At 68.5% G+C, this 12595-nt stretch carries 13 protein-coding genes and 1 pseudogene; 5 read left to right on the top strand and 9 right to left on the bottom strand.

Features of this window, described 5'->3' with window-relative positions; all coding sequences use genetic code 11:
• Window positions 1-177: pseudogene (locus ABZT49_RS34340) on the bottom strand (porin family protein); the annotation flags it as partial.
• 222 nt (window positions 178-399) lie between these two features.
• Between ABZT49_RS34340 and ABZT49_RS33850 the strand changes: the two are divergent.
• The 3 genes from ABZT49_RS33850 (at window position 400) to ABZT49_RS33840 (ending at window position 3655) form a co-directional block, all read left to right on the top strand.
• A complete protein-coding gene (locus tag ABZT49_RS33850) occupies window positions 400-645 on the top strand; it encodes a hypothetical protein (protein WP_355292943.1) in 246 nt (81 codons plus the stop codon).
• 267 nt (window positions 646-912) lie between these two features.
• Window positions 913-2466, top strand: coding sequence for a DEAD/DEAH box helicase (locus ABZT49_RS33845; RefSeq protein ID WP_355292941.1), 1554 nt, complete (start codon window positions 913-915; stop codon window positions 2464-2466).
• A 124-nt stretch (window positions 2467-2590) separates the two neighbouring features.
• Window positions 2591-3655: a GGDEF domain-containing protein gene (locus tag ABZT49_RS33840; RefSeq protein ID WP_355292940.1), complete on the top strand. Its 1065-nt coding sequence runs from the start codon at window positions 2591-2593 to the stop codon at window positions 3653-3655.
• Window positions 3656-3700: 45 nt separating this feature from the next.
• Here the strand turns inward: ABZT49_RS33840 and sufA are convergent, their stop codons facing one another.
• A complete protein-coding gene (sufA, locus tag ABZT49_RS33835) occupies window positions 3701-4081 on the bottom strand; it encodes a Fe-S cluster assembly scaffold SufA (protein WP_355292938.1) in 381 nt (126 codons plus the stop codon).
• A gap of 128 nt (window positions 4082-4209) precedes the next feature.
• Here sufA and ABZT49_RS33830 point away from each other — a divergent pair, with 128 nt between their 5' ends.
• On the top strand, window positions 4210-4800 hold the full coding sequence (locus ABZT49_RS33830) for a Uma2 family endonuclease (protein ID WP_355292936.1): 591 nt from the start codon (window positions 4210-4212) through the stop codon (window positions 4798-4800).
• Window positions 4801-4806: 6 nt separating this feature from the next.
• Here ABZT49_RS33830 and ABZT49_RS33825 read toward each other — a convergent pair whose 3' ends face one another.
• From ABZT49_RS33825 to ABZT49_RS33795, 7 genes are all read right to left on the bottom strand, one after another.
• Window positions 4807-5196, bottom strand: a complete 390-nt coding sequence (locus tag ABZT49_RS33825; RefSeq protein WP_407943633.1) for an SUF system Fe-S cluster assembly protein — start codon at window positions 5194-5196, stop codon at window positions 4807-4809.
• A 7-nt stretch (window positions 5197-5203) separates the two neighbouring features.
• Window positions 5204-6448: a cysteine desulfurase gene (locus ABZT49_RS33820; protein ID WP_355292934.1), complete on the bottom strand. Its 1245-nt coding sequence runs from the start codon at window positions 6446-6448 to the stop codon at window positions 5204-5206.
• A gap of 82 nt (window positions 6449-6530) precedes the next feature.
• Entirely contained in the window at window positions 6531-7850 is a 1320-nt protein-coding gene (locus tag ABZT49_RS33815; protein ID WP_355292949.1) for a SufD family Fe-S cluster assembly protein, read from the bottom strand.
• 2 nt (window positions 7851-7852) lie between these two features.
• Window positions 7853-8605 carry a Fe-S cluster assembly ATPase SufC gene (gene sufC, locus ABZT49_RS33810; protein WP_355292932.1) on the bottom strand — a complete coding sequence of 251 codons (753 nt, stop codon included), beginning with the start codon at window positions 8603-8605 and terminating at the stop codon, window positions 7853-7855.
• A 15-nt stretch (window positions 8606-8620) separates the two neighbouring features.
• The gene (locus tag ABZT49_RS33805; protein ID WP_355292930.1) at window positions 8621-8860 is read right to left on the bottom strand and encodes a cytoplasmic protein; all 240 of its coding nucleotides are present in this window, start codon (window positions 8858-8860) and stop codon (window positions 8621-8623) included.
• A 29-nt stretch (window positions 8861-8889) separates the two neighbouring features.
• Window positions 8890-10359, bottom strand: a complete 1470-nt coding sequence (gene sufB, locus ABZT49_RS33800; protein WP_355292929.1) for a Fe-S cluster assembly protein SufB — start codon at window positions 10357-10359, stop codon at window positions 8890-8892.
• 68 nt (window positions 10360-10427) lie between these two features.
• Complete coding sequence (locus tag ABZT49_RS33795; protein ID WP_355292927.1) at window positions 10428-11603, bottom strand: cysteine desulfurase family protein; 1176 nt, start codon at window positions 11601-11603, stop codon at window positions 10428-10430.
• 257 nt (window positions 11604-11860) lie between these two features.
• Here ABZT49_RS33795 and ABZT49_RS33790 point away from each other — a divergent pair, with 257 nt between their 5' ends.
• On the top strand, window positions 11861-12517 hold the full coding sequence (locus ABZT49_RS33790) for an alpha/beta hydrolase (RefSeq protein ID WP_099954942.1): 657 nt from the start codon (window positions 11861-11863) through the stop codon (window positions 12515-12517).
• Window positions 12518-12595 lie beyond the last annotated feature (78 nt).

Genomic DNA, 12595 nt, shown 5'->3' with positions numbered 1-12595 from the left:
GGTGTCAGCGGTGTTGAAGCCGTAGCCGGCGTTGAAACCGGCGTAGAAGCCCGTCCAGGTGAAGACCGGCACCGGCGTGAAGACCGGCGGCGGGGCGGCGCGGCGCGGCAGGTCGGCGGCCGAAGCAGCGGCGGACAGGCCGACGAGGGCCACGGAGGCGAGGAGGATCTTCTTCATTGTCTTACTGGTCCTGGTTGGCGAGAGCCGGCGCGCTTCTATCCCCGGTCGGTCACCCGGTCTGTCGCATTCCTGCAACGAGGTCAGGGTTTACCCCTCCACCCGTCAACGAAACGTGAATCGGCGGCGACCGCCGATCGAAAAAATCGAGCGACTGCGGTCACTTAGGATTAACCATGATCCCCCAGGGTCAATCCACAGGATGACCGCTGAGGAAACGAGATGGACGCCGTCCGGCGCGAGGCCGCAACACCTTCCCTGCTCCGCCGCACCTGGAGGATCGCCCTGTTCGCGGTCGCAGGCTCGCTCGCGGCGACTCACTATCTCGCCTCGCGCAACGTCGCCGACCCTCGCCGGGAGACGGTCGCGTCCCTGCGCGGCCTCGTCGAGCCGGAGACCACCGGGTCGATCGCCGGGCCCGCCGCACGCACGCGGCTCGACCCCTGCAGCGCGCCTGCGCGGCCCTGACTCGCGGCTCGACGCAGGACGGCGCGGGCGGCGGGCCCGGCGGCCCCGTTCACCGAATAAATCCCGGTCAGCACTTGACAAATGGGCCCGCATCGGGCGTGTCCTGCGGGCGGTCGCGTGCCCGACGCGACGGAGCAATGGCGTGAACGTCCCGCCCCGGCCCCGCCGGCGCGACGAGGCTGCGAAACGACCTTGCCTGCCGGCCGTTGCCGCGACGGTGTCTTACGTGCCGGCCCGACCCGCCCGCGCGCAACGGTTCTCTTCAGGATGTCATTCGCCGAACTGGGTTTAAGCGAGAAGGTGCAGCAGGCCGTCGAGGCCGCGGGCTACACCACGCCGACCCCGATCCAAGCCCAAGCCATTCCGCATGTCCTCGCGCGGCGCGACGTCCTGGGCGTCGCCCAGACCGGCACCGGCAAGACGGCGGCGTTCACGCTGCCGATGCTGACCCTGCTGGAGCAGGGCCGGGCCCGCGCCCGGATGCCGCGCACGCTGATCCTCGAACCGACGCGCGAGCTCGCCGCGCAGGTCGTGGAGAATTTCGAGCGCTACGGCTCGAACCACAAGCTCAACGTCGCGCTCCTGATCGGCGGCGTGTCGTTCGCCGACCAGGACCTCAAGATCACCCGCGGCGTCGACGTGCTGATCGCGACCCCCGGGCGGCTGCTCGACCATTTCGAGCGCGGCAAGCTGCTGCTCACCGGCGTCGAGCTCCTCGTCATCGACGAGGCCGACCGGATGCTCGACATGGGGTTCATCCCCGACATCGAGCGGATCGTGAAGATGGTGCCGTTCACGCGCCAGACCCTGTTCTTCTCCGCGACGATGCCGCCGGAGATCCAGCGGCTGGCCGACGACTTCCTGCACAATCCCGTGCGCATCGAGGTCGCGCGCCCCGCCTCCACCGCCGCCACCATCACGCAGCGGGTGGTCGCGACGGGGCCTGAGGGGCATCAGAAGCGCAAGACGCTGCGCAAGCTGATCCGCGCGGCGGAGGAGCTCAACAACGGCATCATCTTCTGCAACCGCAAGCGCGACGTCGCGCAGCTGCAGAAGTCGCTGTCGAACCACGGCTTCAACGTCGCGGCCCTGCACGGCGACATGGACCAGCGCGCCCGCATGGCGGCGCTCGATGCGTTCCGCTCCGGCGAGGTGCCGCTGCTCGTCGCCAGCGATGTGGCGGCCCGCGGCCTCGACATCCCGGCGGTGAGCCACGTCTTCAACTTCGACGTGCCGCATCACGCCGAGGACTACGTCCACCGGATCGGCCGCACCGGCCGGGCCGGCCGCTCCGGCGCCGCTTTCACCCTGGTCGGCCGCGGCGACGAGAAGTCGCTCGCGGCGATCGAGACCCTGATCGGCCAGCCGATTGCCTGGGCGGAGGGCGACCTCGCCAGCCTGCCCGAGGACGAGGCCGCCGAGCCGGGCGAGCGCCGCGGCCGGGGCGGCCGCGGCCGCCGGGACGAGGGCCGGCCCGCGGGCCGCCGCGACGAGCCGCGACGCGACGAGGGCCGCCGTGACGAGACCCGCCGGCGGCGCGCCCGGAGCAACCGGTCGGAGTCCCCCCAAGAGGATCGCAAGCAAGAGGATCGCCAGCAGGAGGCGGCCCCCTCCCCGCCGCCCGCGCGTCGCAACGGCGAGGCGCCGCGGCCGAGCGCCGAGCGGCGCGTGCCGGACGAGCGCTCCGCCGGGCGACGCAACGACCGCGGCCGTCACCGGGACGACGACGCGATGCCGGAGACCGAGATCGGCCTGGGCGCTCACGTCCCAGCCTTCCTGCTACGGCCGGTTGTACTGAAGAAGCGGACAGAGGGCGAATAGACCCCGATTTGGCCGCCGGTCAGGCCATAAATTCCTCCGCGCTTTAACTGCTTCTCCACGGACCCCCTCTACAGGTCTGAGGAAGGCAGCGGCACGAAGCCGGCGCCCAGCGCGGAGATGTTCGATGCCTGACCTGAGCAGCGCCGAGCTTGATCGGAGCTTCTTGTTCGGTCAGCGTGCCATGGAGCTGATGAAGGCGTACCGCTCGTCAGCCACGCCGCGCAGCTACGCCGTCTGGTACACCTATGTCGCGGGCCTGAACGCCCAGCTCATCGAGGCCGTGAAGCGAATCACCGCCGAGCATGGCACCCTGGCCGATGCCCAGGTCGACCAGCTCTTCGAGACCTATCTCGAGGGCCGTCGGCTCGCGACCGAGACCGAGCGGGCGAGCGCCGGTGTGCTCGCCGAGATCGAGCAGATCATGGAGATGCTGGACACGGCGCTCGGCTCGACGGCGCGTTACGGCGCCTCGCTGCAGGCCTTCACCCAGGATCTCGCCGCGCCGGCGGTGAACCGCGCCCGGGTGCGGGAGATCGTCTCCTCGCTCGTCGTCACCACCCGGGACGTGGCTGCCAACAACCGCACCCTCGAGGCGCGGATGCGCGAGAGCCGCAATGAGATCGAGACATTGCGCGAGACCCTGGAAGCGGTCCGCGTCGAGTCGCTGACCGATCCTCTCACCGGCATCGGCAACCGCAAGCATTTCGAAGAGATGCTGCACAAGGCGGTCGACCATGCCGCGGTGCAGGGCCAGCCGCTCTGCCTCGTCGTGCTCGACATCGACCACTTCAAGCGCTTCAACGACCTTTACGGCCACCTCACCGGCGATCAGGTGCTGCGTCTGGTGGCGATGACCATGCGCGAATCCGTCGAGCCCCGCACCACCATCGCGCGGTTCGGCGGCGAGGAATTCGGCATCATCCTGCCGGGCAGCACCCGGGACGAGGCACGGGAAATCGCCGAGAAGGTCCGCACCAGCGTGATGGGCCGCGAGCTGGTCAAGCGCTCCACCGGGGAGAGCCTGGGGCGGATCACCATCTCGGTCGGCCTCGCGGCCTACCGGCGCGGCGATACCGCGGTGTCGCTGCTCGAGCGCGCCGACCACTGCATGTTCACCGCCAAGCGGGCGGGCCGCAACCAGGTGATCGACGACGGCGTCCCGGTCGAGATCATGAACGACGTCGCGTGATTTCCCCTGCGGCGGCGCCGGGAGCGCCGCCGGAACGGTATCGCCTCAGGCGTGGGCGGCGGTCAGCGCGTTCGGGTCGGCAGGGGTGATCGCGACCGATTCGCCGCAGCCGCAGGCGGAGGTCTGGTTGGGATTGTTGAACACGAACTGCGACGCCAGCTTCGTGGTCTGGAAGTCCATCTCGGTCCCGAGCAGGAACAGCACCGCCTTCGGGTCGATGAAGACGCGCACGCCCTTGTCCTCGATCATGTCCTCGCCGGTCTTGCGCTCCTCGGCGTATTCCATCGTGTAGCTCATGCCGGCGCAGCCGCCGTTCTTGACCCCGACGCGCAGGCCCGCGATGGGGCGCTCGGCGTCGGCCATGATGCGCTTGATCCGCTCGGCGGCGGCCTCGGTCAGCGACATCACCTTGAAGCTCGGTGCCATGTTCAAAACTCTCTCCGACGGCCGGGTTCAAGGCCCGGGCGGTTGAGGCGTGACGTTACAGCCGCAAGATAAGCATCCCGTCGCCCGCGGTCCACCGCGGGACGTGCTAGGATGGGACGGAGGCGGCGATGGCGGATGCGGCGCGCCGGCGGATGACGCCGGAGGAGTTTTTTGCCTGGCAGGAGCATCAGGACGAGCCGTTCGAACTCGTCGACGGCGTTCCGGTGCCCAAGCACCGGATGATGACCAGGGCCAGCGTCCAGCACGACCGGGTGACGGTGAACATCATCACCTTGGGCAATCAGCTTCGCGGCTCACGCTGCCGGCCGACCACCGACGACGTCTCGCTGCGAACCAGCATCACAACCATCCGACGGCCCGATGTGACAATCGAGTGCGGCGAGATGGTCTACAACACCTATGAGGCGCGCGAACCGCACCTCGTCGTTGAGGTCGCTTCTCCATCGACGTTCGGCGTTGATCAGACGCTGAAGCTCGAGGAGTACAAGCGCCACCCGACATTGCGCTGCATCCTGCTCATAGAAACCGTTGCGCCGGTCGCCCTCCTCTATCGCCGCGACGGCGTCGAGTGGCGACCGGAGCGTATCGAAGGACTGGACGCCGTCATCGACCTGCCAGAAATCGGCGCGCGGCTAGCGCTCGCCGATGTCTACTACGATCTGACATTCCCGGAGCCAGTCACCGACGCGATGCGCTGACCCGCCTCACCACATGTCGAGCGCGATGCGGGCCTCGTCCGACATCCGGCTCTGGTCCCACGGCGGATCGAACACCATCGTGACGCTGCAGCCGGCGACGCCCGGCACCGCCGAGACGGCGTTCTCGACCCAGCCCGGCATCTCGCCGGCCACCGGGCAGCCCGGCGCCGTCAGGGTCATGTCGATCGCGATGGTGCGGTCGTCGGCGATGTCGACCCGGTAGATCAGGCCGAGCTCGTAGATGTCGGCCGGGATCTCCGGATCGTAGACGGACTTGAGCGCCGCCACGATGCCGTCGGTCAGCCGGTCCATCTCCTCCGGCGGGATCGCGGAGGCATTCACTTGGGCGTTCAGCTGCGGGGTATTCGCGCCGCCCGCGGCAGGGGTATCGGTCATGGTGTCCTCACGCGAACATCCGTTCGGCCCGGGTCAGGGCCGAAACGAGAGCGTCGATCTCCGCCGTCGTATTATACAGGCCGAACGAGGCGCGACAGGTCGAGGTGGTGCCGAACCGCTTCAAGAGCGGCATGGCGCAGTGGGTGCCGGCCCGCACCGCGACGCCCTGGCGGTCGATCACCGTCGCGACGTCGTGGGCGTGCGCACCCTTCATCTCGAAGGAGATCACCGCACCCTTGTCCCTCGCCGTGCCGATGATCCGGAGGCTATTCATGCCGCGCAGGCGCTCCTGCGCGTAGGCGAGGAGGTGCGCCTCATGGGCGGCGATGCGCTCGCGCCCGAGGCTCATCATGAATTCGAGCGCGGCGCCGAGCCCGATCGCCTCGATGATCGCCGGGGTGCCGGCCTCGAAGCGATGCGGGGGCGCGTTGTAGGTGATGCGCTCCTCCTCGACGATCTCGATCATCTCGCCGCCGCCCTGGTAGGGGGGCAGGCGCTCCAGCCACTCCTTCTTGCCGTAGAGCACGCCGATGCCGGTCGGGCCGTAGACCTTGTGGCCGGTGAAGACGAAGAAGTCGCAATCGAGGGCCTGGACGTCGACCGCCTGGTGCACGGCGCTCTGGGCGCCGTCGAGCAGCACCGGCACGCCGCGCTCGTGGGCGATGCGGACGATCTCCGCCGCCGGCGTCACCGTCCCGAGGACGTTCGACATGTGGCTGATCGCCACCATCTTGGTCTTCGGCGTGAAGAGTTTTTCGTATTCCTCGACCAGGAAATTGCCCTCGTCGTCGACGGGGGCGAATTTCAGCACGGCGCCGCGACGCTCGCGCAGGAAGTGCCAGGGCACGATGTTGGAATGGTGCTCCATGATCGACAGGATGATCTCGTCACCCTCGCCGATCAGCCCGGCCCAGCCCATGCAGGTCGCCACGAGGTTGTAGGCCTCGGTGGCGTTGCGGGTGAAGATGATCTCGTCGGTGGAGCGGGCATTGAGGAATTGCCGCGTCGTCTCGCGGGCGCCCTCGAAGCCTTCCGTCGCGGCGTTCGCCATGAAATGCAGGCCGCGATGCACGTTGGCATAGGCCGTCTCCATCGCCCCCGACATGGCGTCGATCACGGCCTTCGGCTTCTGCGCCGAGGCGGCGTTGTCGAGATAGACCAGCGGCTTGCCATAGACCTGCTGTGACAGGATCGGGAATTGCGCCCGGATCGCCTCGACGTCGTAGGGGGCCTGGAGGACGGGTGCGTTCATGACGGGCTCTCTGGCGGGCTCTCGTGCAGGGCGTGAGAGAAGAGGCCGGCCCGTAGGCCGGCCCCTGTCGTGTGGGGTGAGGTCAGCCGCGACGGGCGAGCCAAGCCTCGATCTCGGCGATCATCGCCGCGCGGGCGCCCTCGTGGGTGACCGCCTCGATCGCCTCGCCGAGGAAGGCCTGGACCAGCAGGCTCTCGGCCTGGGCGCGCGGCAGGCCGCGGGCCATCAGGTAGAACAGCAGGTCGTCGTCCGGCGCGCCGCAGGTGGCGCCGTGGCCGCAGGCCACGTCGTCGGCGAAGATCTCCAGCTCCGGCTTGTTCATCATCTGCCCCTCGTCGGTGAGGAGGAGGCAGTCGGACTTCATCTTGCCGTCGGTCTTCTGGGCGACTTGGCGGACGATGATCTTGCCCTGGAACACGCCGGTGGCGTCGCCGTCGATCACCGTCTTGAACTGCTCGCGGCTGATGCCGCCGAGGGCGGCATGGTCGGCGAGCAGGGTCGAGTCGGCGAGCTGGCCGTCGCGGATCATCGCGGCGCCGTTGACGGTGGCGGTCGCGTCGTCGCCCGCGAAGTGCAGGTAGAGCTGGTGGCGCGACAGCACCGCCCCCGTCACCACGTTGACGGTCTCGATGTGAGAGCCGGCGCCGAGGCGGGCCGAGACGGTCGAGAGCGCGATCGCCGCATCGCCCTCGATGTTGAGGCGGCTGTGCAGCACGCGGGCGCGGTCGCCGACCACGACGTCGAGGACGTCGTTGGGCTGGTAGGCGATCCCGTCCGGGCCCTCGTGGCTCTCGAGCAGCGTCACCTCGGAATCGGCCCCGGCGACAACCAGCACGCGGGTCGCGGTCGAGAACGGCGCGGAGCCGGTGCCGACGAAGCGCAGGTGAAGGGTCCGCTCGATCTTGGCGCCGTCCGCGACCCGGATCACCGCCCCGTCCGCCATGAAGGCGGCGTTGAGCTGGTAGATCGGGTTCTCGCGGGTCTGCTCGACCGGGGCGAGGTGGTCGAGGAGCGGGTGCCCCTCGGCCATCGCCTTCGCGAAGGGAACGACCTCCAGGCCCTCCGGCAGGCCGGCGAGGTCGGAGAGCGCCGCGACCAGATGGCCGTTGACGAAGGTCAGGCGCGCCGCCTCGATCCCGGCGAAGCCCCGGGCGGTCTTGACCGCGTTGCGGGCGGTCTCCGCGTCGGGGGCATCGGCCGGCGGTGCGGCCTCGCGGACGGCGGCGCGCAGGTCGGTGTACTTGAACGCCTCGACGCGGCGATGCGGCAGGCCCGCCGCCTCGAAGTAGCGGAAGGCTTCCTCGCGGGCGATCGCGGCGCCCGGAAGCTTGAGCCGCTGGACCTCGAACAGCTTCGAGAGCCCGGTCTCGGCGGCGGTGCGGAGCGTGGTGACGTCGGCCATGGTCACGCGGCCTCGCTCGCCCGGTACTCGGCGTAGCCCGAGGCTTCGAGCTCGAGGGCGAGCTCCTTGCCGCCGGACTTCACCACCCGGCCCTGCGCCATCACGTGCACGGTGTCGGGCACGATGTGGTTGAGCAGGCGCTGGTAGTGGGTGATGACCAGGAAGCTGCGGTTCTGGGCGCGGAGCGCGTTCACGCCCTCCGAGACGATGCGCAGGGCATCGATGTCGAGGCCGGAATCGGTCTCGTCGAGGACGCAGAAGCGCGGCGACAGCAGCGCCATCTGCAGGATCTCCATGCGCTTCTTCTCACCGCCGGAGAACCCGACATTGAGGGCGCGCTTGAGCATCTCGCGGTTGATCTCGAGCTTGTCGGCGGCCGCGAAGACCTGGCGCATGAAGTCGGGGGTGGTCAGCTCCTCCTCGCCGCGGGTCTTGCGCTGGGCGTTCATCGCCGCCTTGAGGAAGGTCATGGTGCCGACGCCCGGGATCTCCAGCGGGTACTGGAAGGCCAGGAAGATGCCGGCGGCGGCGCGGGCATCCGCCTCCATCTCCAGGATGTTCTCGCCGTCGAGCAGGATCTCGCCGTCGAGGACCTCGTAGTCCTCCTTGCCGGCGATGACGTAGGACAGGGTCGACTTGCCGGAGCCGTTCGGGCCCATGATGGCGGCGACCTCGCCGTCGTTGACGGTCAGGCTGAGGCCGTTGAGGATGCGCTTGTCCTCGATGTTGACGACCAGGTTCTTGATCTCGAGCATTTTCGTCAAATTCCCTTAAAACCAGTGCCGGTGCATCGCCCGCAGGAAGCTCAGATTTCCGGCCGGAAAGCCCGACAGGTCGCCGATGACCGCATCAATGCCGCAACGGGGACAGAGGGCCGTATCTTCGCCGGCGATCCAATTCGTGATCTCGTTCGGTGCGAAGACTTCAAGGCAGTAGAAGCATCCGCACCGCACGCTGCTTTTGACCTCGTCGGCATGCCGGGCGCTGTGCCGGTGCGCTGCGCTCAGCATGCCGTCGTCGACAATGTCGTTCAGAGGCGTCAGCCCACCGAGCCTTCCAGGCTGATCGAGATCAGCTTCTGGGCCTCGACGGCGAACTCCATCGGCAGCTGCTGCAGCACGTCGCGGACGAAGCCGTTGACGATCAGCGCGGTCGCCTCCTCCTCCGAGAGGCCGCGCTGCTGGCAGTAGAACTTCTGGTCCTCGGAGATTTTCGAAGTCGTGGCCTCGTGCTCGAACACCGCGGAGGCGTTCTTCGACTCGATGTAGGGAACGGTGTGCGCCCCGCACTGGTCGCCGATCAGCAGCGAGTCGCAGTTGGTGAAGTTGCGCGCGCCCTTGGCCTTCTTGTGGGCCGAAACCAGACCCCGGTAGGTGTTCTGCGACCGGCCTGCCGAGATGCCCTTCGAGATGATCCGGCTCGTCGTGTTCTTGCCGAGATGGATCATCTTGGTGCCGGAATCGACCTGCTGCATGCCGTTCGACACCGCGATCGAATAGAACTCACCCCGCGAGTTGTCGCCGCGCAGGATGCAGGACGGGTACTTCCAGGTGATCGCCGAGCCGGTCTCGACCTGCGTCCACGAGATCTTCGAGTTCGCGCCGCGGCAATCGCCGCGCTTGGTCACGAAGTTGTAGATGCCGCCGCGGCCTTCCGCGTCGCCCGGGTACCAGTTCTGCACCGTCGAGTACTTGATCTCGGCGTCGTCGAGAGCGACGAGCTCGACCACCGCGGCGTGGAGCTGGTTGTCGTCGCGCCGCGGGGCGGTGCAGCCCTCGAGATACGAGACGTATGAGCCCTTGTCGGCGATGATCAGCGTGCGCTCGAACTGGCCGGTGTCACGCTCGTTGATGCGGAAATAGGTCGACAGCTCCATCGGGCAGCGCACGCCCGGCGGGATGTAGACGAACGAGCCGTCCGAGAACACCGCCGAGTTCAGCGTCGCGAAGTAGTTGTCGGTCACGGGCACGACCGAGCCGAGGTACTTCCGCACCAGTTCGGGGTGCTCGCGCAGGGCCTCCGAGATCGGCATGAAGATCACGCCGGCCTTGGCGAGCTCGGCCTTGAAGGTGGTGGCGACCGAGACCGAATCGAACACTGCATCGACCGCGACGCGGCGCTCGGGGGCGATGCCCTCCAGCACCTCGACCTCGCGTAAGGGGATGCCGAGCTTCTCGTAGGTCTTCAGGATCTCAGGGTCGATCTCGTCGAGCGACTGCGCCGCCTTGCGCTTCGGCGCGGCGTAATAGTACAGCTCGTCATAGTTGATCTTGTCGTACTCGACCCGCGCCCAGTTCGGCTCCTGCATGGTGAGCCAGCGGCGATAGGCGTCGAGGCGCCATTCGAGCATCCACTCCGGCTCGTCCTTCTTGGCCGAGATGAAGCGGATCACGTCCTCGGAGAGGCCCTTCTCGGACTTCTCCATCTCGATCGTGGTCTCGAACCCGTACTTGTACTGATCGACGTCGATGGCACGGACGCGATCGACCGTCTCCTGCACTGCAGGCATACCCGTCTCCTACCGCTGACGGCTTCAAGGGCCGCGAGGTGATGACACGGCCGGAAGGGGCTGCGCGCTCACGCGGCCCGTTCCCGGCGCTTATATAGGGATGAAACCAGCCGATCGAAGGCCGCGAGGAAGCTTTCCCCGTCCTTGTCCCGGCTGTTCCACCCCAAACTCACGCGCAGCGCCCCCGCGGACAGGGTGGGATCCACACCCATCGCCGCGAGCACGCCGGAGCGCGACACCTTGCCCGAGGCGCAGGCCGCCCCGGACGAGACCGCCACGCCGTCGAGGTCCAGGGCGATCAGGGCCGTCTCGGCCTTGAGCCCCGGCACGGCGAAGCACGACGTGTTGGGCAGGCGCTCGGCGCCTTCCCCGAACAAAACCGCGTCCGGCGCGCGGGCCCGCACGCCCGCCTCGATCGCGTCGCGCAAGCCGGCGAGGCGGACGGCCTCGGCCAGCATGGCCGCGAGCGCCAGTTCCGCCGCGACGCCGAACCCGACGATGCCCGGCACGTTCTCGGTCCCGGCCCGCAGGCGCGCCTCCTGCCCGCCGCCGCGCAGGAAGGCGGCGTCCAGGGTCGCCCCCTCCCCGAGCACGATCGCGCCCACGCCCTTCGGGGCGCCGAGCTTGTGACCCGACAAGATCAAGGCGTCGGCGCTGAATATATTGCGCGCAACCGATATCCGTCCAGCGGCCTGGACCGCGTCGCTGTGGAGCAGGGCGCCGTGCTGGCATGCGAGCGCCGCAATCCTCGCCAGGGGCTGGACCGATCCGGTCTCGTTGTTGGCGGCCTGGACCGACACCAGGGCTGTGACGTCCTCGGCCGCCAGAGCCGCCAGCCGCGATTCCAGCACGTCGAGGTGCACGACGCCGTCGGCATCGACCGGCAGGATCTCCGTGGCGTCAGGGGCGAAGCGGTGACCCTGCAGGCAGCACGGATGCTCGGTCGCGCCGATGAGCAGCCGGGTCGGCGCCGGCAGGCCGCGCCGCCGCAGGGCGCCCGACAGGACCGCGTTCGCCGCCTCGGTGCCGCCGCTGGTGAACACGACCTGCGACGGCGCGGCGCCCACGAGGGCCGCGACCCGGGCCCGCGCCGCTTCGACAGCGGACCGGGCGGCCCGCCCCTCGCGATGGACCGAGGAGGGATTGCCGGGCAGCTCGACGAGCGCGCGCGCGACCGCCTCCGCCACCTCGGGCCGTACGGCCGAGGTCGCGTTATGGTCGAGATAGGCCCGCGCGCGCTCCATGCGCTGAATTCCTTTGCCTTTCCCCCGGGGGGCCGTGCTAAGGCCCGCCCCGGACACACGTAATCAGATGGTGCGTTCTCAACCACGCGCGGCGTGGGACTGCAGCACCCGGTTGTTTAGAACGGTTCTAATCATTTAGAACCGTTCTAAGGGTGCTTTTATGGGAGACGGACCCCGAGTCAAGCTGCGGGCCCGGGCTCCCGGTCCGGTTTAAGCGCGGCGCTCACGCACCCTTGAAGCTCGAGAAGAGGTCGTTCATGCCCGAGGTCATCTTCGCCGGTCCCGCCGGTCGGCTGGAGGGGCGCTACCAGGCGCCGAAGCAGAAGGGCGCCCCGATTGCCATCGTGCTGCACCCGCACCCGCAATTCGGCGGCACGATGAACAACCAGATCGTCTACAACCTGTTCTACACGTTCGCGAATCGCGGCTTCGCGGCCCTGCGCTTCAACTTCCGCGGCGTCGGGCGCAGCCAGGGCGCGTTCGATCACGGCGTCGGCGAGCTGTCGGACGCCGCCGCCGCCCTCGACTGGGTGCAGGCAGTAAATCCCGAGGCCCGGGCCTGCTGGATCGCCGGCGTGTCGTTCGGCTCCTGGATCGGCATGCAGCTGCTGATGCGCCGCCCGGAGATCGAGGGCTTCATCTCCATCGCTGCGATGGCCAACCGATTCGATTTCAGCTTCCTCGCCCCCTGCCCGTCCTCGGGCCTGTTCGTGCACGGCTCCGAGGACCGGGTCGCGCCGGCCCGCGAGGTGATGCCGGTGATCGAGAAGGTGAAGACCCAGAAGGGCGTCATCATCGAGCACCAGATCGTCGAGGGTGCCAACCACTTCTTCGACGGCAAGGTCGACGAGCTGACCCAGACGGTGGACACCTATCTCGACAAGCGGCTGGGCAAGCGGGACGAGGCGGCCTGAGGGCCGCAGGATCCGTCATCCCACCACGCGTCTCCCACCCTCCGCGTCATCCCGGGGCCGCGAAGCGGAGCCCGGGGT

Origin of the sequence: Methylobacterium sp. EM32, from assembly GCF_040593685.1 — a bacterium.
GTDB lineage: Bacteria > Pseudomonadota > Alphaproteobacteria > Rhizobiales > Beijerinckiaceae > Methylobacterium.
Note: the sequence above shows the minus strand (reverse complement) of the source record. Positions and strands in the feature narration are given on the sequence as shown.

What these genes read in the sequence shown, in the direction of transcription:
- sufA (WP_355292938.1), bottom strand. Translation starts at nt 4,081, where the DNA reads ATGGCACCGAGCTTCAAGGTGATGTCGCTGACCGAGGCCGCCGCCGAG.
- ABZT49_RS33840 (WP_355292940.1), top strand. Translation starts at nt 2,591, where the DNA reads ATGCCTGACCTGAGCAGCGCCGAGCTTGATCGGAGCTTCTTGTTCGGT.
- ABZT49_RS33815 (WP_355292949.1), bottom strand. Translation starts at nt 7,850, where the DNA reads ATGGCCGACGTCACCACGCTCCGCACCGCCGCCGAGACCGGGCTCTCG.
- ABZT49_RS33820 (WP_355292934.1), bottom strand. Translation starts at nt 6,448, where the DNA reads ATGAACGCACCCGTCCTCCAGGCCCCCTACGACGTCGAGGCGATCCGG.
- ABZT49_RS33825 (WP_407943633.1), bottom strand. Translation starts at nt 5,196, where the DNA reads ATGACCGATACCCCTGCCGCGGGCGGCGCGAATACCCCGCAGCTGAAC.
- ABZT49_RS33795 (WP_355292927.1), bottom strand. Translation starts at nt 11,603, where the DNA reads ATGGAGCGCGCGCGGGCCTATCTCGACCATAACGCGACCTCGGCCGTA.
- ABZT49_RS33805 (WP_355292930.1), bottom strand. Translation starts at nt 8,860, where the DNA reads ATGCTGAGCGCAGCGCACCGGCACAGCGCCCGGCATGCCGACGAGGTC.
- ABZT49_RS33790 (WP_099954942.1), top strand. Translation starts at nt 11,861, where the DNA reads ATGCCCGAGGTCATCTTCGCCGGTCCCGCCGGTCGGCTGGAGGGGCGC.
- ABZT49_RS33850 (WP_355292943.1), top strand. Translation starts at nt 400, where the DNA reads ATGGACGCCGTCCGGCGCGAGGCCGCAACACCTTCCCTGCTCCGCCGC.
- sufB (WP_355292929.1), bottom strand. Translation starts at nt 10,359, where the DNA reads ATGCCTGCAGTGCAGGAGACGGTCGATCGCGTCCGTGCCATCGACGTC.
- sufC (WP_355292932.1), bottom strand. Translation starts at nt 8,605, where the DNA reads ATGCTCGAGATCAAGAACCTGGTCGTCAACATCGAGGACAAGCGCATC.
- ABZT49_RS33830 (WP_355292936.1), top strand. Translation starts at nt 4,210, where the DNA reads ATGGCGGATGCGGCGCGCCGGCGGATGACGCCGGAGGAGTTTTTTGCC.
- ABZT49_RS33845 (WP_355292941.1), top strand. Translation starts at nt 913, where the DNA reads ATGTCATTCGCCGAACTGGGTTTAAGCGAGAAGGTGCAGCAGGCCGTC.